Annotated in this window: 16 protein-coding genes; 4 read left to right on the forward strand and 12 right to left on the reverse strand. The window is 56.9% G+C overall.

Annotated features, from left to right (window positions below; translation table 11 throughout):
- Window positions 1–29: 29 nt before the first annotated feature.
- The 12 genes from AB1772_05830 to hutU form a co-directional block, all read right to left on the reverse strand.
- Complete coding sequence (locus tag AB1772_05830) at window positions 30–2,963, reverse strand: sigma 54-interacting transcriptional regulator (GenBank protein ID MEW5795862.1); 2,934 nt, start codon at window positions 2,961–2,963, stop codon at window positions 30–32.
- Between the two features lie 104 nt (window positions 2,964–3,067).
- Window positions 3,068–3,343 carry a hypothetical protein gene (locus tag AB1772_05835; GenBank protein ID MEW5795863.1) on the reverse strand — a complete coding sequence of 92 codons (276 nt, stop codon included), beginning with the start codon at window positions 3,341–3,343 and terminating at the stop codon, window positions 3,068–3,070.
- A gap of 182 nt (window positions 3,344–3,525) precedes the next feature.
- A complete protein-coding gene (locus tag AB1772_05840) occupies window positions 3,526–4,794 on the reverse strand; it encodes a hemolysin family protein (protein ID MEW5795864.1) in 1,269 nt (422 codons plus the stop codon).
- Window positions 4,791–5,231 (reverse strand): rRNA maturation RNase YbeY, encoded by a 441-nt coding sequence (ybeY, locus tag AB1772_05845; GenBank protein MEW5795865.1) that lies wholly within the window; start codon window positions 5,229–5,231, stop codon window positions 4,791–4,793. Before ybeY ends, AB1772_05840 begins: the two co-directional genes overlap by 4 nt.
- Before the next feature lie 3 nt (window positions 5,232–5,234).
- Window positions 5,235–7,478, reverse strand: coding sequence for an HDIG domain-containing metalloprotein (locus AB1772_05850; GenBank protein ID MEW5795866.1), 2,244 nt, complete (start codon window positions 7,476–7,478; stop codon window positions 5,235–5,237).
- Window positions 7,479–7,499: 21 nt separating this feature from the next.
- A complete protein-coding gene (locus tag AB1772_05855) occupies window positions 7,500–8,483 on the reverse strand; it encodes a PhoH family protein (GenBank protein ID MEW5795867.1) in 984 nt (327 codons plus the stop codon).
- A gap of 4 nt (window positions 8,484–8,487) precedes the next feature.
- Window positions 8,488–10,320, reverse strand: a complete 1,833-nt coding sequence (gene aspS, locus AB1772_05860) for an aspartate--tRNA ligase (GenBank protein MEW5795868.1) — start codon at window positions 10,318–10,320, stop codon at window positions 8,488–8,490.
- Window positions 10,321–10,533: 213 nt separating this feature from the next.
- Window positions 10,534–10,995 (reverse strand): hypothetical protein, encoded by a 462-nt coding sequence (locus tag AB1772_05865; GenBank protein MEW5795869.1) that lies wholly within the window; start codon window positions 10,993–10,995, stop codon window positions 10,534–10,536.
- 3 nt (window positions 10,996–10,998) lie between these two features.
- Window positions 10,999–11,955 (reverse strand): PorV/PorQ family protein, encoded by a 957-nt coding sequence (locus AB1772_05870; GenBank protein MEW5795870.1) that lies wholly within the window; start codon window positions 11,953–11,955, stop codon window positions 10,999–11,001.
- Window positions 11,956–12,150: 195 nt separating this feature from the next.
- Window positions 12,151–12,651, reverse strand: a complete 501-nt coding sequence (gene lptE / locus AB1772_05875) for an LPS assembly lipoprotein LptE (protein MEW5795871.1) — start codon at window positions 12,649–12,651, stop codon at window positions 12,151–12,153.
- Window positions 12,652–12,693: 42 nt separating this feature from the next.
- Window positions 12,694–13,962 (reverse strand): imidazolonepropionase, encoded by a 1,269-nt coding sequence (gene hutI / locus AB1772_05880; protein ID MEW5795872.1) that lies wholly within the window; start codon window positions 13,960–13,962, stop codon window positions 12,694–12,696.
- 260 nt (window positions 13,963–14,222) lie between these two features.
- A complete protein-coding gene (gene hutU, locus AB1772_05885) occupies window positions 14,223–15,878 on the reverse strand; it encodes a urocanate hydratase (GenBank protein ID MEW5795873.1) in 1,656 nt (551 codons plus the stop codon).
- A 114-nt stretch (window positions 15,879–15,992) separates the two neighbouring features.
- Between hutU and AB1772_05890 the strand changes: the two genes are divergently transcribed.
- The 4 genes from AB1772_05890 (at window position 15,993) to AB1772_05905 (ending at window position 19,039) form a co-directional block, all read left to right on the forward strand.
- Window positions 15,993–16,535 (forward strand): GNAT family protein, encoded by a 543-nt coding sequence (locus AB1772_05890; protein ID MEW5795874.1) that lies wholly within the window; start codon window positions 15,993–15,995, stop codon window positions 16,533–16,535.
- A 166-nt stretch (window positions 16,536–16,701) separates the two neighbouring features.
- Window positions 16,702–17,571 (forward strand): site-specific DNA-methyltransferase, encoded by an 870-nt coding sequence (locus AB1772_05895; GenBank protein ID MEW5795875.1) that lies wholly within the window; start codon window positions 16,702–16,704, stop codon window positions 17,569–17,571.
- Between the two features lie 209 nt (window positions 17,572–17,780).
- Entirely contained in the window at window positions 17,781–18,518 is a 738-nt protein-coding gene (locus AB1772_05900; protein MEW5795876.1) for a hypothetical protein, read from the forward strand.
- Window positions 18,515–19,039, forward strand: a complete 525-nt coding sequence (locus AB1772_05905; protein ID MEW5795877.1) for a hypothetical protein — start codon at window positions 18,515–18,517, stop codon at window positions 19,037–19,039. The genes AB1772_05900 and AB1772_05905 overlap by 4 nt, the downstream gene beginning before the upstream one ends.
- Window positions 19,040–19,363 lie beyond the last annotated feature (324 nt).

Here is a 19,363-nt window from a genome sequence, read left to right on the forward strand (position 1 = left end):
GGCGGGGCGCAATCGGTTTCCTGATTCACTCAATGGACCGCGTCAAGCCGATCCAGATCGATATTGTATTCTTTGATTTTCAACCGAAGGGTGGATTCAGGGATATTCAGCATCGCCGCCGCATGTTTCTTAACCCCGTGGCGTTCCCTCAGCGCCCTGACTATGAACTGCCGCTCATGGCTGGCGAGATAGTCATATAAGGAATACCCGCTGCCGAACTCCACAGGGCGTGCATACGGCATCACCTGATCCACACCCGCCGGCAGCCTGCTGTCGGAGAGAATCTTGGTGGAGAGCAGTTCCGGCCCGATTGTATCGTTTGTCCCGGCAAGGAGAATCAGTTTCTTGATTTCATTGTCGAGCTCACGGACATTTCCCGGCCAGGCATACGCCACCAGGTGTTTCATCGTGTCTGATGAAATCCTCTTGCCCGATCCGGCGAGAAAATGCTCCACCAGCAGGGGAATATCCTCACGTCGGTCGGCCAGGGCCGGTAGCTTGAAAGTCAGCGCGGCCAGACGATAGTACAAGTCCTGGCGGAAACGCCGCTCGCTCATCTCGGCCTTGAGGTCCTTGTTAGTCGCCGAGACAATACGCACGTCGACTTTGCGCGGAGTACTCTCGCCAAGGCGGACCAGTTCCTTCTCTTCGAGCACCCGCAGTATCTTGGCCTGCACACTGAGCGGCATGTCGGCGATCTCGTCGAGGAAAAACGTGCCGCCGTCGGCCTCCTCGAACAAACCCGGCTTGTCTCTGTCCGCTCCAGTGAACGCGCCGCGGCGATATCCGAATAACTCGGACTCCAAAAGCGTCTCCGGCAGCGCGGCGCAGTTGACTGAGATGTAGCGCTTGTCCCGCCTCTTCGAATTGTAGTGAATTGCGCGAGCCAGCAGATCTTTGCCGCTGCCGGTCGGTCCCTGGATATTGATGGAGATGTCGGAATCGATCACCTGGCGGACCTGATCGAGAATCTGCAGCAGCTCATGATTGCGCGTGATGATGTTCGGAAATGCGGCTGATTCCATCAGTTGCGCTTTGAGACGACGGTTGTCCTCAAGCAGCTTTCGCCGCTGCAGCTCGGCCGATTTGAACGCTACCACATCGGAGAATCCGACCGCAAAATTGAGCGCTTCCTGATTGAACGGATTCAGGCGACCGTCTTTCGAGAGCCGGTCGAGATAGACGTAGCTTACCGTGCCATCGCCCATGCGGAACGGCACCACTAATACACTGGCGATGACCTCGGCCCTGTCCGGAAACAGGTCGGCCACGTAGGGATCACGACGGCAGTCAAGCAACAGCGTGGGCTTGGTGGTAGATATCTCCTCACCGAGCAGGCGACGGAAACTGTCCACGAAGTGCGGTAATTGGCGATCGGAGAACACTACGGTGCTCATCGTGGTCGAGATATCCAGGTCCGGCGACACCAAAACCACCCGGTCAGCGCCGGTGCGCCGGCGAAGCACCTCGATTACCGTGTCCATCTGGGTCGTATCGAGATCACCCAAATCACCCTGGTTGATCAGTTTGCCAAATAGCTTGAACTCGTTGTCGTCGGAGACAGACAGCGCCACCGCTTGATCGGCGATCGTGGCGAGGAACTGGGTCACCCGCCTCACCCTGGCCGTATCGGACAACTCTGAAAACAGCTTCTCCGCCCGGCTCAACTGCTTGAACCCGTGATGCAGCTTGCCTTGCCGGCAAGCCCATACGCCGGCCTGGTAGCTGGCCTCGGCGACCCAATGATCGAGATCGAGTCGGCGGAACAGGCGGACAGCCTCGTCATAGTGCTGATCGATCACGGTAGTTTCCTCGGAGCCGGCCTGAACCATCAGGTCGGCGAGGGCGAGAATGGTTCGCGCAAGATCGACAGGATCGCCGGCATTGCGGGCCGCGCTGAGCGCTTCACGACCGTTACGAATTGCTTCAGCAAACTCGGACCTCGCCGCGAATACCAGCGCGATTACGCGGCGCGACTGGCTGATCTCGGCAGCCTCCCCTATCCTTACCGCCAGATCGAGGGCCTTCTGTGCATATTTCATTGCGGCATCGAGGTTATCGAGCGCCAGCTCGACTTCAGCCAGCCGCCGCCCTGCCTGTGTGACCAGGGCGGACTCCGGCGCCAGCCTCGACGCATCCTTATAGGCTTCATTCAGCAGAGCCTTGGCCTTGTAGTAATCGCCTTTCTCAAAGGCCAGTTCGCCGGCGAATTCGCGTTGGTGAACTTTCGACCGCTTCAGGCCCAGCCGTTCAACTATTCCCCGCGCTTTCTCAAACGAGTTTTCGGCAAAGACGAATTCGCGCTTTCTCAGATAGAGATAACCGAGTGATATTAGAGTGCCCGCCGCAGAGGCTTCATCGCCATTCGACGTGTAGTAAGCGAGGGCGCTCTTGAGCCCCTGCTCGGCACGAGGCCATTCGCCAAGTAGCGTGCGGACGCGCCCCAGGTTTCCGGAAAGCATCGCGGCCTTGGCCGGATACCCATCCGTCAGAGTGACTGCTTCGTCGAGAAATCCGGTGGCCGCCTTAAAATCGGAGCGCATAAAGGCGATATGAGCCAGCTCGTTGAGGCTGCTTACCTGGCCGGCGGAGTCGGCGGCCCGGCGATACGAGGCGAGAGCATCGTACGATTTCTCCTCAGCCTTCTTGAGGTCCCCTTCGGCCCAGTAGGTCTTGGACAGCACGTGCAGCGTCCGGCCATACTGTCTATGATGAGGGGATCCGGCCAGCAGCTTGGCCGCTTTCTGCCCCTTTTCCAAGGCATTGACATAATCACCGTCAAGGAAGGCCACGTCAGCCGACAGGGACAGAAAGAAACCCATCTGCACGGAGTCCCCGACAAAATCTGTTTCGGTGAGGCTTTGAAGGTCCTTCTTCGCTGCTTCGTGCTTCCTCTGATGAAGCAACTCTTCAATTAGCAGCAAGCGCTGATCCAGGACATAGGTTAGTGAGGTTGTTGCCATGTCTTATGGTACCTTTAAGGTCCCTGGGTTGCAGCTATCGAACGGCTGCCGCGCGGTCAAGGGCGCGCGAGTGGGTCGCCCTCGAACCGAACTACTGAGCCGGATTAGATAGCCATCATCGCCGACCAGACGACCGTAACCACTTCGTACCAGGTCGGCACCGTGCTCGTAGGTTGGCCGGACACCAAAATCTGGGTGTTCGTATCATGTATGATCACCGTGGTGTCGCTTCCGGGAATTCCATTGCCGCCGGCTCTGCCGCCGCCGTGAGTGCGATCCGAATCCCAGGGCTGTTCACCCGAGAGAGCCGGTCCGCTGAACATCCCGATGCACACAAGAGCCAATCCTACGAAGAGTGCTGTTAGCGTTTTACTCTGCATACACAATCCTCCGAAAAGCCAGCACTTCACCTTGAAATCCAAACCTTACGCTATGTGCCGGTTGAAAGAGATGAAAAGTGCAAGCTATCCAAGTCGCATTTTCTGCTACCATCAGAATAGACAAACCGTATCGTCGTGTCAAGCATTATTTTACGTGGCGCATAAATTGCGCCGGGGCAGGGCTATGGGGTGGGCTGGAAGGGCTTCACACGCACCGAAAGAATCCGCTGCCCGTCAAGTCCGAGCACGCGAAGTCTCAGGCTGTGCCAGGCCACTTCCTGGTTGATAGTCGGCACCGACCCCACCAGGTCGTAAATAAGCCCACCGACGGTGGCGTTTTCGTCTTGCGGGTACTCAGTTTCGAGGAGTTCCTGAAGTTTTTCGAGCCGCAGATTGGCATCCACAACCAGGCTGCCATCGGATTGACGCCTGATATCTTCGTCTTCGGTGTCGTGTTCGTCCTGGATTTCTCCGACGATTTCCTCGAGGATATCCTCGAGCGTAACCAGACCGGAAACGCCGCCATAGTCGTCAACGACCACTGCCACGTGAAGCTTGCGGGAGCGGAATTCGCGAAGCAGGTCGCCGATGACCTTGGTTTCCGGCACGAAGTAGGGACGCCGCAGGTAATCGGTTATTACAAACTCCTCCCCCGGCCGGGGCAGATTGTTAAAGAGGTCTTTGACATACAATATGCCGATAATCTTATCGATTGTGCCTTCATATACCGGATAGCGGGAGTGGCCGTCACGACGCACCAAATCCTGGATGTCCGCAAAGCGGGTGGACTTTTCGATGCCTACAAGATCAATGCGCGGCGACATAATCTCTTCAACGGTGGTTTGGTCAAGCCGGAATATCTGGCCGATCATCTCCTTCTCATCGGCCTCCACTATTGTCTCACCGATTCCGGCTTGTTCAGCGAGCGTTTCTATGGCACGCTCGACAATCTCTTCTTTCTCATCTTCGGTCACATGTCGTTCGACGCCGCCGCCACGAAGGCCCCTTCGGTAGGCCGTCACCACCGGATGGAGCAGCCACCGGAGCAAGCCGATAAGCCAAAGCCATCCGACTATGCCGCGTCTCACCGCGCGCCTCGAGGCCCGTCGCGGCAGGAACTCAGCCACCAGAACGAAGAGCACCCAGACCATAAGCAGGTTGAACCAGGCGACATAGCCGGAGTGGCGGCCCACTATCTCGTCAGTCAGCAGAATAGTGCACACCACAATCGCGATTAGAGCGAAGTAGCGATAGATGGTGGCCACCTGAAGGAAAGCGCGCGGATCACTCACCAGACGCACCAGCGCTTGCCTGCGCCGCTGGGAGAGACCCGGAAACCGGCGCGAGAGCTCTTCGGGATCGATATAGATAGCCGCTGCGTACACCGAAACCACGTAGGCAGATACGTAGCACCAGATGATTGCGGCCAGGTAGAAGAGCGACATCATCATCGCGGCCTCCTGCTTTCGATCGCGAGGAGATATCTCTTCTGACGAGCGAACATCGCCCGCTCTCGAGCCGGCGTGTCGTGATCGTGGCCGAACAGATGCAAAAGGCCGTGGCAAAACAGCAGCAGAAACTCATCTGCAAGCGATCGTCCCAGGCGTTCGGCCTGACGGCGGACGTATGGCATCGCGATATAGATTTCTCCGAACACGCTCTCGCTCGCGTTGATAGGGTCGAGATTGAAAGAGAGTACGTCAGTGGGCCGATCAATCGAGCGATAGCGACGATTGAGGCTGCGCACGCGTGCGTCGGAGCAGACGATCAGGTTGACCGTAGCGTCGCGCCCCGTCCCAGTCTCGCCGCGCACTACAATATCGAACAGGCGGCCGAGGCGAGATGACGGAAGTCGAACGGGGATTTCTTTACACACTACCAGCCTCATCAGTCACACTTTCGGCTCAGCCGGGTACTTTACACGATGATGGAAAGCGGCAATAAGCACCTGGGCGAATGCCTTCTTGATACCGGCCAGGTCCCGCAAGGTCAGCGGGCACTCCTCAAGCTCGCCCGATTGGAAGCGAGCATTGATTATTCTCTGAATCAGAGCGTCTATACGCGCCGGCTTGGGATCGTCGAGCGTGCGGCTGGCCGCCTCGACCGCGTCCGCCAGCATGGCGATACCGGTTTCCCGGGTCTGCGGTCGCGGGCCGGGATAGCGGAACTTGTTTATGTCGACCGAGTCGCCTTCGTGCTCCTTCGCTTTATTGTAAAAGTACTCCATTACAATCGTGCCATGGTGCTCTTCGATAAAATTCAGGACATCATCGGGAATATCCGCCTCCTCGCCGAGCAACCGTCCTTTCTTGACGTGCGATGAGAGGACAATCGCCGACATCGACGGCGTCAATCCCTCGTGCTTGGAGCGGACGCTGAACTGGTTTTCAACAAAGTACTCAGGCACTTCGATCTTCCCGATATCGTGATAGTACGCCCCCACCCGGGCCAGCAGCGCATTGGCGCCGATAGCCTCGGCGGCCGCCTCACACAGGTTGCCCACCGAGATCGAATGATGGTAGGTACCCGGCGCCTCAGTGGATAAGCGCTTCAGCAGAGGGTGATTCAGGTCTGAGAGCTCCAGCAAAGTGGTGTCGGTGGTGATGCCAAATAGAGATTCGAAAACGGGCAGCACGCCGGTTACAATAAGTATTGACAGGGCGCTGGTTACCAGGCCATAAAGCATCTCGATCAGGATTTCGTCGTTAGGCGTCAGCTTCAGCTTCTCCACCACCAGAATCAGCAGCACATACGAAAGCACTACCGAAAGCATGATGCGATAGAAGTGCGATCTCTTCTGCACGTGCTGTGAGGTCAGGCAGCCGACAAAGCCAACGACAGAGGTGAGCAGTGTGAGAGAGAAACTGAAGCGGTGCATCACTCCCAGCAGGAGCGCCAGTATGAATGTCGAGAGAGCTCCTATTTGGGCATCGAACAGAATCGTAACCATAACCGGCAGCACGGCTACCGGGTAGACGTAAATCGATTCGGGGCCTGTGAGATCCAGCAAGTAAACGAGAAGCATCTGAAGGCAGAAGACCAGGAACAAAGCCAGCAGCTTGGGATTGGAGCGCGCCATGTCCGGCCGAAAGAACTTGAGAAAGAGGTAAAGGGCGAGAAACGCCGCAAAAACGAGCACGAACCGGGCGAGCATCGGGAGCAGTGCAATCCACCACCCCCGGCCGGCGGCCTCGCGGCGCATGATGCGCACCATCTCCGATAGCACCTCTTCCTGCTCAACCGTCACTTTTTGGCGAGCGGAAACGATCGCATCGCCCGCGTTAATCTCCTTCTTGACTGTGGAGACCTGTGCGAGCGCCTCGTCTACCCGACGGCTGTACTCCACCGGGTTCGGCCTGAGGCTGGGCAGGATAAACGTCTTGCCGACATTGTAGTAGAAATCGACGTCGACAGGCTCAGACACCGCCATCTGATTCAACACCGTGGTCAGGCGAGCGTTTGCCAGGCTGATGTCGCGGATGCGGCCGCGGTCCTGCAGGCTCTCCACCTCACCGCAGCGGATCAGCACCGAGGGGTTGCCGTACCGGGGAAGTTCTTCGAGTCTGTCCAGGACACCAATCCGGTAGATCTGCTCACGATAAATGTTCGCAAGCCTCTCTTGAACCTGAGGGATATTGATGTCGCCGGTCAGGGCCTTGGCAATCGCGCCCTGGCTCAAGCCGGGAAACAGGGTCGCCAGGGAATCGATAAAGTCACCCTGACGGCGCACCTGTGCGGCCTGATCGAGGCGGCGGAATGAGCCGACCACACCCGCAAAACGGTTGAGGCGGCTTAGTGCCTCGGTTACGACAGCGGTATCGCAGTCGAGCACATACGGCGTGTACCGCCTGATTTGCTCCTGCTCCTCGAGAATCTCCTGCTCGCTTTTGAAAACAGTGATCGGGAAGGGCGCGACGATATCTTCACGCGCGATTTCGCCGTGCCGGGGCATGTCCAGGGGATCGTAGATAACCTCACCCGGGTAGAAGACGCCAATCACAACCGCGGTGACGATTAGGATCAGCAGGCGCACCAGTCGGGCGCGTCCGGTGACCACCTGGGTCTGGCGCGACTCGCTCTGAACCTTGAGCAGCCGGCGTATCCGCCTTTTGAACCTGAGCAGAAATCTGAACATGGGGCGATCGTCCTTATCGCCTTAAGCCTTGCGCTTCGATTTCTCGTACCGCTCGTACGCCTTGATGATCTTCTGCACGAGGTGATGGCGCACGACATCCTTCTCGGTCAGGTAGACATACTCAATCCCGGGGATGCCTTTCAATATGCCCTGGACTTTAACCAGACCGGAATCGCGGCGATCCGCCAGGTCGATCTGAGTAATGTCGCCGGTAATGACCGCCTTGGACTCCTCGCCGATTCGGGTCAAAAACATCTTCATCTGAGCCTGCGTGCAATTCTGGGCTTCGTCCAGTACGACGAAGGCCTGATTCAGCGTGCGCCCCCGCATGAACGCCAGCGGCGCGATCTCGATTACGCCCATCTCCAAAAGGTTGCGAATCTTGTCCGGCTGGAGCATATCATACAGGGCGTCATAAACAGGCCGCAGATAAGGATCGACCTTGGCACGCACGTCGCCCGGCAGAAAGCCGAGCGATTCGCCCGCCTCGACCGCCGGACGAGTGAACACCACTCGATTTACCCGTTTGGTCTTTAGGGCCGCAACTGCCATAGCACACGCCAGGTAGGTTTTGCCGGTGCCGGCCGGACCGATCGCGAAAACGATGTCATTGCGATCCACCGTATCGACATATTTCGTCTGCCCTATTGTTTTCGGCTTGATGACTTTTTTCAGGGCGCTGGTCAGGAGCGCCTCAGTAGAAATATCGCCCGCCGGGCCGCGCCCATTCTCTCGAACCATCGCTATCGCGTAGTTCAGGTACTGCTCAGTAATGAAATCGCCCTGCTTGGTGCGGGTGAGCAAATCCTGAAACAGCCGCACCACCAGGTCGACCTCGCGAGGATCCCCCTCCACTATGACCCGGTCCCCCCGGGCGACGATCTTGGCGACAAACCGGGTTTCTATCACCCGCAGGTAAGCGTCGTTCTGACCGAAAATCAAACGCTGGTCGACCCCGTGAAGATCGACCACGACTGATTTCTTATCGTTTATATCCTCGTTCATCTATCTAATGCACCGCTCCGTCATCCTTGATGATCAACCCGAGTTCCTCTAACTGCTCCGGATCGAGATACGAGGGGGCGTCGTCCATGAGCGACGAGGCGTTGGTTGTCTTGGGGAAGGCGATAACATCGCGAATGGAACTCCGCCCGCAGATCAGCGCCACCAGGCGATCGAGGCCGAGCGCAACACCGGCGTGAGGCGGCGCGCCATACTCCAACGCCCGCAGGAGAAAGCCAAACATCCGATCGGCGCGCCCGCGATCGATACCCAGAATCTCCAGAATCTTCTCTTGCAGATCGCGACGGTTGATACGCTGGCCGCCGGAGCCGATCTCCCAGCCGTTGGTGACTAAATCGTACTGCAGCGCCCGGGCGCGGCGCCAGGGGTGGTCAGGATCGGAGCCGTGCATACTTGTGGTGAAGCCCTCGTCTATAAGATGTAGATCGCTTTCGACCGGATGAGAAACTATGTTATGCATGGCGTTGAAGCGCCCGACAGACTCATCGAATTCGAACAGCGGAAAGTGCGTCACCCACAGCAGGCGGTACTGGTCCGGAAGCATGAGACCGTGCTGCCGCCCAAGATGCAACCGGAGCTGACCGAGGACCATCTCGGTCCTGAGTTTCTTGTCGGAAACGATGAAAAGTGCATCGCCGACTGCCGCTCCGGCTCTCTCTATCAGACGGTGTTTGACCGCGTCGCCTATGAACTTCAGAATCGGCGATTTGTCGCCATCTGGCGCGCGTAGGATATACGCCAGCCCGCCTGCGCCGTTTTCTTTGGCAAGTTCGGTTAGTTCGTCAAGCTGCTTACGGCTGTACCCGGCGCCCCCTTCAAGAACTATCCCCTTGACTACTCCGCCTGACTTGACGTTTTCGGCGAACACCTTGAATTCGCTGGTCCCGGCGATGTCAGTGAGATCGACTAATTCCATGCCGAAGCGAAGGTCGGGCTTGTCGATACCCCAGCGCGCCATCACCTCGGCGTAGTCGTAACGGGGGAACGGCCGGCTGAGCTTGACACCGAGCAGCTTGTCGTACAGCTCAACCATCAACCCCTCGATTACATCCCAAACGTCCTCTGGGGTAACATAAGACATCTCGAGATCAAGCTGGGTGTGCTCGGGCTGGCGATCCGAGCGAAGGTCCTCGTCGCGAAGGCATCGCGCCAGTTGGAAATAGCGGTCAAAGCCGGAGATCATCAGTATCTGTTTGAGCAACTGCGGCGACTGCGGCAGGGCGTAGAACTTCCCTTTCTGAATCCGGCTCGGGACGACATAGTCACGCGCGCCCTCGGGCGTAGAGCGAATCAGAAGCGGGGTTTCGATTTCATAGAACCCGGCCCGGTCCATGTACTCACGGATGATCATCGTTACCCGGTGGCGCACTTTGAGCGCTTCCTGAAGCGGGCGGCGTCTCAAATCAAGATAGCGGTATTCGAGTCGCAGCAGCTCCTTGGCGCTGGTTTCGTCTTCGATCTCAAACGGTGGGGTCTTGGATTCGGAGAGAATATGAAACTGCCGGCAGAGTATTTCGATTTCGCCGGTCGGCATCTTGGGATTCACCGTACCTTCAGGCCGTAAACGTACCGTCCCGTAGACCGCAACGACGAATTCATGGCGAGCACGTTCCGCTTCGGCCAACATCGCCGGCTCAAAGTCACTCGGGTCAATCAGCACCTGGGTAAGCCCGTAGCGATCCCGCAGATCAATGAAGAGAAGGCCTCCGAGATGGCGATATCCGTTCACCCAACCATTCAAACGGACCTGCGTACCGACATCGGCGGCCCGAAGCTGGCCGCAGGTGTGAGTACGCTTGAGTTCAGTATAAGCAGGCACTATCTTGTCTTAACTTCCTGTTACTTATAGGCTTATCGGCCGAAAAAGCCAAGGGTTGAGGCCCCGAAACGTCCGCTCATCGCGATACATTGTAGAGAATAGGAGAGGGGAAGTCAATAGCCCTGACCGCCCGGCGATGTCGACCCGGTTCGACCTTGGCACTCGCGGCCGCCCCGACTGCTCACCCGGATCGATCGGTCAGTCGTGAATCGCCTACTCCCGAACGGTTTTGAACGAATAGATCCGCCACTCACCGTGGACCCGGTGCAGCCCGAATGTGGTCCGATAACCGCGCGACTGCTCTTTATCGACAAAAGTCACCTCCACGGTGGCCGTCTCGCCGGCGATCTCGGCATTAGCCACAATTCTCTGGAGCGCAAACCAGGTCTTCTTGGTCTCCCCGTCGCCGGTGAGGTCCTTGAGAACGTCCTCGGGAGTCGTGAAAACGCGCGCCCGGTCGGTCTGAAGGGCGTAGTCTTCCTGTTTGGCCCTCATGAGTTCCGGTAAATCGAGAATGTGTGTCAGCGTGGCTTCGTCGTTCTTCTCCATTGCGCCGAAGAGCGCGATAACGACCTGGCGCGGCTCATCGAGCTTGGTTTCGCCGCAGCCGAATAACATGACGGCTGACAGTGCCGTTAGAGAGTAGATGATCGCAGCGAGGTTCTTCAGATACATCTCTCAGATACCCCCGGTTATAGTGACGCGATGCGATTCGCCCAGATCTGCCGCCGGCGAGTAGGCATAAGAAAACTGCATGGAATGATAGCCTAGGCCGACACCGAGCGAGAGACCGGCGAGTCCGTTTTCGGAATAGCCGGTGCGGAAGTTCGACCCGAAGCTATTCCATCCGATGCGCAGGAACAGGGGATCGAATCTGTAGTACTCGGCTCCCACGGCGACCTCAATATCATTATCGAAGGGGACGATAAGATCAGAGGTCAGAACCGCGTTGAGCCCTTTGGGATGAGCCGCTCCGCCGATTCGTACTAAAGTGGGCAGGCCGTCTTTCTCGCCCTCGCCCAGGCTGGAAAGTTGGGTGCCCAGGTTCTGGATCAGCAGCCCACCGGCATACCGGCTGCGATCGCTGGTGTAGCGGAGACCGAGGTCAAGCGCGAGACCGGTCGCTGCATAATCCTGGATCTTTTCATAGATGAACTTGGCGGTGGCGCCCAGAGCAAAGCGATACCCTCTTCGCACGGCGAAACTGCCGGCGACCATCAAGTCCCCGCCGCCAAATGTGCCCTCGATATTGCCGGCGCGATCGGTCTGGATGAACTCACCGTAATTGAGATACGAGAACTGTACTCCGATTACTTCTTCTTCGGACAACGGGTGAATGTACCCTGCGAAGCCAGACTGAAGATCGGTAAAGTAGTTATGATACTCGGCGATAAAGCGCTTCTGTTCCAGCGATGCCAGTCCGGCGGGGTTGTAGTACAGCGCGGCTTCGTCGTCCGCTAAACCGGTAAAAGCGCCGCCCATCGCCACCGCCCGTCCGCCGACATTTATCTTGAGAAACGAAAAGGCACTCGTGCCCGCGCTGGAATTGATATCCACTGCCGAAACTGCCGGGGACAAAAAGACAATGCACAGGATTGCGATTACCGCCTGAATCGATCTTCTTTGAACCTGCATGATCTAAGTTCGCTCCTTCGGGTCCGGTGACTAAGTCCTTCGTACGGTTTAGTGCCGGACGATTCTGTCCGACACCTTGAAAGGCGATGCTGTCAGGCAGGATCGCCAGGCGCTACCTTGGGGCTTCACCGCTAACCCCGGACAAGGATATTAAGTTGTTTCAGCGATAGCAAACAGAATCAGTCAGGCCTCACCTTACCAGGACTTGGTGGTTTTGTTAAGGACCGCTTCGACCAGCTGCTCGCCGACGGAGCGCTGACCATCCTCTTCGACCTGAGTTTCAGCGTCGTAATATCCGTCCAGCGTCAGTTGAATTGCCCAAATATCACTGCGATCGTCAGGCTTCTTGAGAGCCACGTCGACACCCACCAGCACTTTATATCGCGACACCTGGTCGAACTCATCGAATTCGTGGGCAACCCGTTCGTAGCGGGTAAGCGTCGCGACGAGCAGAGCCTGCGCGACATCAGGTGCAACCACCTTCATCGTGCCGTCGGCAATGAACGCATCCACCACCGACTCGGTCATCAGATCAGCCAGGCCGTATTGATTTGTTTTGTTCTCGAACGGCTCGACTGCAATCGTCGCTATCTCCGATTTCCCGCGGGGATTGAAAGTATAGACCCCGCAGCCCGACAACAAGAGCGCGATACCGCCAAACAATAATGCTGTACTGTGAATCCGGTCGCTTGACATCGCTACCACTTAAACCCGCCCAACAGGGACATGTTCCGAGCCCTAATTCTCGGCTACCACCTTGCCGCGCTTAATCACTTTAGAGACCAGGTTGACCCCATAATGATAGGGCAATTCACGATAGTCCTGCATATTCCAAATCAAGAGGTCTCCGAGCAGCCCCGGCACGAGCCGCCCGATCTTGCCGGCCCGGTCGAGCGCCGCGGCGGCGTTGACCGTAACCGCACTGAGGGCCTCTGCGGTGGACATTTTAAGCTGAAGCACCGCGAGCGAGATGATGATCCCCAAAGATTCAGTGTAACTTGAGCCGGGATTGCAATCGGTGGCGAGGGCCACGATGACCCCGGCGTCAATCAGTTTACGGCCCGGGGCGTACCTGCGTCCCCCCAGCGAGAAAGTCGTTCCGGGCAATAAGACAGCAACCGTGCCCGACTGCGCCAGCGCCTTTACACCGGCGTCCGAGATATACACCAAATGATCCGCCGAGGTTGCCCCCATTTCGGCAGCCAGCTCCGAGCCACCACTCGAGGTAAGCTCGTCGGCGTGGAACCTGAGCTTCAGGCCGGCGTCGCGCGCCGCCCCCTGAATACGCCGTGATTCGTCGAGCGAAAAGACACCCTCTTCACAGAAAACGTCGGAGTATTCCGCCAGCTCCTGCTTCGCGACCAAAGGGATCATCTCTTCGATAACGAGGTCTATGTATGCTTCACGATCTTCTCGGAATTCGTCAGGAATTTCATGGGCCCCAAGAAATGTTGGCACCAGATCGATTGGGTGCACCGAGTTCAGATCACGGATGACCTCGAGAGACTTGGTCTCCGCTTCGAGCGACAGGCCATAGCCTGACTTGGCTTCGATTGTAGTCGTACCGTAGGCCAACATGGTGTCCAGCACCAGGCGCGTACGTTTTTTGAGCTCTTCCCGGTCGGCGGCGCGGAGGTCTCGCACCGAGGAGCGAATGCCACCACCGCTGCGGGCAATCTCCATATACGATTTACCCTGCGCCCGTAATTCGAATTCACGCTCGCGCGTGCGAGCGAACACCGGATGAGTGTGCGGATCGATAAGCCCGGGCGTAACCACCGCGCCGCCGGCGTCTATCACCTCGCAGACTTCTGACAAGCTGGCCTTACCCTGAACTTCGGTCCACGGTCCGACCGCGAGAATCTCCTCGCCCGCAACCGCGACACCCCCGTTTTCAACCATGCCCAGATCGTCCATGGCATCGCCGGTGCGCGGCACCGACCCGGCCATGGTGATTAGTTGGCCGATGTTTTTGATTAGCAGGGTGGCTTTTTTTTCGCGCGGCATCGCCCGAATATACCCCCGCGGAGCGAGGGGTCAATTAGAATATGTTGTTTGGAGACTCGTTAACCCGGCTTCGACAAGCTCGGCCTGACACCTGCTGCGGGGCGAAGCGAAAACTCGGTGGGCGATCAGCCGACTGCGGATCGTCGCCAGTTCCATTTCGTGGGCGGCCCGCCGCGGCGGGTCCTCGTCTGCCCCTTGAACCGTACTCGACGTAGACCGGGCAGACCAGGAGGTCAGCCGCGCACAACACTAGCGGAGCATCATTTCCCCAACATCGGGATCTTGATCTTATGCTTTCGCGCGAAGGCTTTGGCGTCTTTGTAACCGGCATCGGCGTGGCGCGCGATTCCAATTCCCGGATCATTGGTGAGCACACGATTCAACCGTTCAGACATCTCTTTCGTGCCGTCGGCGACTATGACCATACCGGCATGAATCGCGAGACCGATCCCCACTCCTCCACCGTGGTGAATTGACACCCAGCTCGCGCCGGACACCGCGTTAAGCAACCCGTTCAGCAGCGGCCAGTCAGCAATAGCGTCGGACCCGTCGAGCATCGCCTCGGTCTCGCGATACGGCGACGCCACCGAGCCGCAGTCGAGATGATCGCGCCCGATCACGACAGGCGCGGATATCTTGCCCTTCTTGATATAGGTGTTCAGAATCTCGCCGAACTGCGCCCGCTCGCCATAGCCCAGCCAACACACTCGTGCCGGCAGACCCTGAAACGGAATCCGCTCACGCGCTTTGGTGATCCAGCGCACGAGCGACTTGTTCTGTTTGAACGTTGCGAGAATTATATCATCGGTGACGGCAATGTCTTTCGGATCACCGGAGAGAGCCGCCCAACGGAACGGCCCACGTCCCTCACAAAACAACGGCCGCACATATGCAGGCACAAATCCGGGATAGGAAAACGCGGTCTTGAGTCCGCCTGTCTCAGCTTGCCCGCGAAGGTTGTTGCCGTAGTCGAACACGATCGAACCGGCGCGCAGAAACTTCACCATAGCGTCGCAATGCTTAACCATCGACTCATACGATCGCTGGATATACGCCTTGGGGTCGTTCTTGCGAAGCTGGCCTGCTTCCTGCATTGTCAGCCGTTCGGGGATGTAGCCGTTTAACTCGTCATGGGCCGATGTCTGATCGGTGACAATATCCGGCACAATGCCCCGGCGATAAACTTCCGGGAACACCTCCGCGCAGTTGCCGATCAGGCCAACTGAAATCGGCTCGCCCGATTTTTGGTGCTCTTTGATCAGCTTGAGCGCCTTGTCCAGCGCTTTCACTTTGACATCGCAGTAACCGATCTTGACCCGACGATCAATCCGCGCCTCATCGATTTCGACTACCAGTATCGATGCCCCCGCCATGGTGCCGGCCAGCGGCTGCGCGCCGCCCATCCCCCCCATGCCACCGGTCAGAATCCATCGGCCGGTTAAATCGCCCTTGAAATGCTGATCACCGGTGGCCGCGAATGTTTCGTAGGTCCCCTGGATGATCCCCTGCGCGCCGATATAAATCCAGCTTCCGGCAGTCATCTGCCCAAACATGGTCAGGCCACGGTCTTCGAGATCACGGAAATTCTCCCAGGTCGCCCATTTCGGCACCAAATGGGCGTTGGCGATCAGAACGCGCGGGGCATACTCGTGAGTACGGAAAATGCCCACCGGTTTGCCCGACTGCACTAACAGGGTTTCATCGTTGCCCAGTGATTTGAGCGACTTGACAATGGCGTCATAGCACCGCCAGTTGCGGGCCGCCTTGCCGGAACCGCCGTAGATGATAAGCTCTTTGGGCTTCTCGGCGACTTCAGCGTCGAGGTTGTTGTTGAGCATGCGGAGGGCGGCTTCCTGCGCCCAGCCTTTGCAGGACAGAGTTGTACCGTGGGCGGCCTTGACAACTTTTGGGGGCATTAGTAACTCCTTGGTAACCTTCGTGCCGGTGGGAATATACGCGACACAAGCCGGAGTAGTCAAACATTGGATTCCGGCTTGCGGCAAGGGCGTTTTCGGCGTATTATGGACGCCATGATCGAGAAAATCGCGGGGCGGCAGATCAATCTTCGGCGGATCAGACGTGCCGATGCACCGTCGCTGGTCAAACACATCAACGACATCACGGTCGCCCGCAACACGTTCATTCCGCATCCCTACGGCCTGAAAGACGCGCATGCTTTCATTCGCACCAATCACCTGAATTGGCGCAAGGGCGAACGGTATGGTTTCGGGATCGAAGACCCCGCGACCGGCGAGATTATCGGCGGGATTGGTTTGGAGATGATCAGCCGGAAGCATCGATGTTTCGAGCTTGGGTATTGGCTGAGTCGGAAGTATCGCGGGAGAGGGATGGCGACCGAGGCGGTACGGCTGGCGGTTGGATTTGGATTCAAGGAGCTTAAACTGGTTCGGATTCAGGCGCATGTGTTCACCGGCAACGATGTCTCGGTGCGGGTGCTGGAGAAATGCGGCTTCACCTTTGAGGGGACGGCGCGCAAGCGAATCAAACACCGGGGCCGCTGGCGGGATTTGATGATGTATTCGATATTGCGGGGGGAGTGGCGCCCACAGTGAAAGCGACGTGCCTTTTCAGTCAAATGCGATATCTTCCCTGTTGACAAGCGCTATTCCAAGCTGGCATACTGAGTTGTTAGAAAATGCGGCAAGAGCGAGCGGAAAACCGGGCATTCACGCCGGTCGCACTTGCAGGGAATTGCCACGCTAAGAATTCGGGTGCACATTGAAGAAACTCGGAGCGAACAACCAAGAGCTCTTCCACAGAGATACACCGATTAAGAGGAGGACTGCCAGCAACGCTTCCCGAGCCAATTCACTCGACGGTAAGACTTGGACGCGCTATTCGATCTCCGTTTGGAGCGACATACGAAAGACACGCGAAGAGACTGCTCTAGGTCATCCAGCAATGTTTCCAGCGGAATTGCCTTCGCGCCTCATTCAAATGTTGATGAGGGAGAACGACAGTGTCGTACTGGATCCTTTTTTGGGCGTAGGCAGCACTCTACTCGCCGCTCAGCAGCAGGGCAAGCAAGGGATCGGACTTGAGATATCCTCTGACTACTGCGATATCGCCCGTGGCCGTCTAAAACAGACGGGAGTTTTCGAACGGGAAGTTGATCGGTGTGAGGTATACAAAGCCGATGCCCGTGATCTACTCACGTATGTGCAACCCAGTTCTATCGATCTTTGTGTCACATCGCCACCTTACTGGAACATTCTGCTTGAGAAACGCACCGCCGACTACAAGGAACGCCGTGACTACGGCTTGGAGGAAGCAGACCTCGGCAAAATACTAAAATACGCTGACTTCTTGGCGGCACTAGAGGAAATATTTCGAGATGTCTATGAGGTATTGCGACCCGGTGCTTTTTGTTGCGTCATAGTCATGGACCTCCGCAAGAAAAACGTGTTTTATCCGTACCACAGCGATGTGGCCATTTTCATGCAGAAGATCGGATTTATTTTTGACGACATCGTAATTTGGGACAGGCGCCACGAATACAACAACATGCGCCCTCTTGGATACCCGTACGTTTTCCGGGTCAACAAGGCACATGAGTATATCCTTCTGTTCGCAAAGCCGCGGAGTTGACAATGGGGGCGTTTCGCCTGGATGACTACATCGACATTGACGTAGCATATCTGGCAGGTCTAATAGTCGCTCGCGGGACACTCGAATCGGCCCCTCAAAGGCGACTAGTCGTCCAATTCCCACATTCCAGTCTCGAGGCCGTAGGCATCTCATCTTCGTTCGACCAAGAACAGTCTATCCGCCTCGGTCTCAATGACATAAGAGAACGCATGGCTGAACTGTTGGATACGGACATCAAGATTGTGCGGCATACAAGCAGTGTCGACTTCGTGGTGACATTTATACGCAACAGCATGATCTGGCGCAACATCCTACTGCTTACCGCCAACGCAACTAGTTTTCCGTATTTCAAAGTCCCAGCGATCTTCTTTGACCGTGAGCTCCCAACGGACTACAAAAGGGAGTTTCTGAAGGGCTACGGGGATACAGCCGGAAATGTGCGCAAGTCCAACGTCTACGCCGACGGCCGGCACCGCGTACGGCTTGATGTACTGAACTATCCCACAAACTGGGACGTACCTGTACAGCTTTGCATGTTGTTGCAGGAACATGTTGGGATTCCGGTACAGTTGATCACCTGGGGCCATCCAAACCTCGGCCGTGAATTCCGCGAGCACCAGATAAACATATTCGCCGACGCCTACCTGAAAATCGGCTTTTCCTTTGATCATAAGCAGATCATACTTCAAGAGCTTGCAGCAGCTAACGGCCGTCATAGACCGTGCGTCGAGCCAAGGGAATGCCCCGGCCTGCGTGCACTGCGCGGTCAAAAACCCCATGACCCGGAAGAAGACGATTCTGATAGACTCGATCCTCGTCTCTTCGGTAAGCACTTTAACAGCTACTGGCAAATCTGCAAGGCCATTGGTTGCGAGCGTGTTCCCCCGGACGACGGTCAAACTCAGCTAGAATTCGTCGACGACTCTGAACCTGCCGAAGATCAATGAAATATTCGCGCGAAGATCAAATGTATCCTCACGTTTCGGGCTGGTTGGAAGCTTTTCTTAAAGACAGACACAGACATGCCGAGATCAGGGTCATCGATGCGTCCCGGAAAAGCTTATCAAGACTGATTACAGATTACGGTTTTCAGGATCGAGTTCCTGCGGAATGGGTTTCTTGGGACATTCAGGTAGATGTGGTGGGATTCGTGCTCCAGAAACAGCAGATGCTGATGGCGTTCGTCGAATGCAAAGTCGGGTTTCTTACTTTGAGAGATCTTAGCCAGTTGCTCGGCTATTCGCGTGTCGCCTTGCCACGGTACTCCTTTCTCGTGTCCCCTGAGGGCCCGTCTGATTTTCTGACTTCATTACTGAGGACATATAACCGGTCCGACGTGTTGCGATACAACTTCCCCATCGGTCAAACGCCCTGGTCAATTGCAGTTGGTCGCTGGATCGGTCAGGCGAAGAATCTTGATTGGTCATCTGTGATCTCTGATGATGTCATGTTCCTTGGGCAACTCTAGGTCGTGTCATTGAGTCCAATCCGAGGCGGTTCCCAGTCTCTTGAGTCGCAGACCTTCTCTGGACCGCAGGGGTCCTGCCCTTGTATCTTGTCTTTTGGGTAGATATATGGCATCAAGTAAGAGTGCAAGAGATAGATTGAGGTCGCGGGCGGCAGTCGGCGACTTCGAGGTAGCGGCGAGATCGACCTGCCCTGGGGCCGGAAAGAGCCCGTTCGTAGCGCGATCCGCCGCTGCCGGAAGTGGCAAGAACCCGAACAGTCGCTGGGGCCAAGGTGATATCCGGAGCCCGTATGCGCAAGGATGGGAGAGCGCCATGAGTACCTT

It is taken from the genome of Candidatus Zixiibacteriota bacterium (assembly GCA_040752815.1).
In the GTDB taxonomy this organism is placed as follows: domain Bacteria; phylum Zixibacteria; class MSB-5A5; order GN15; family FEB-12; genus JAGGTI01.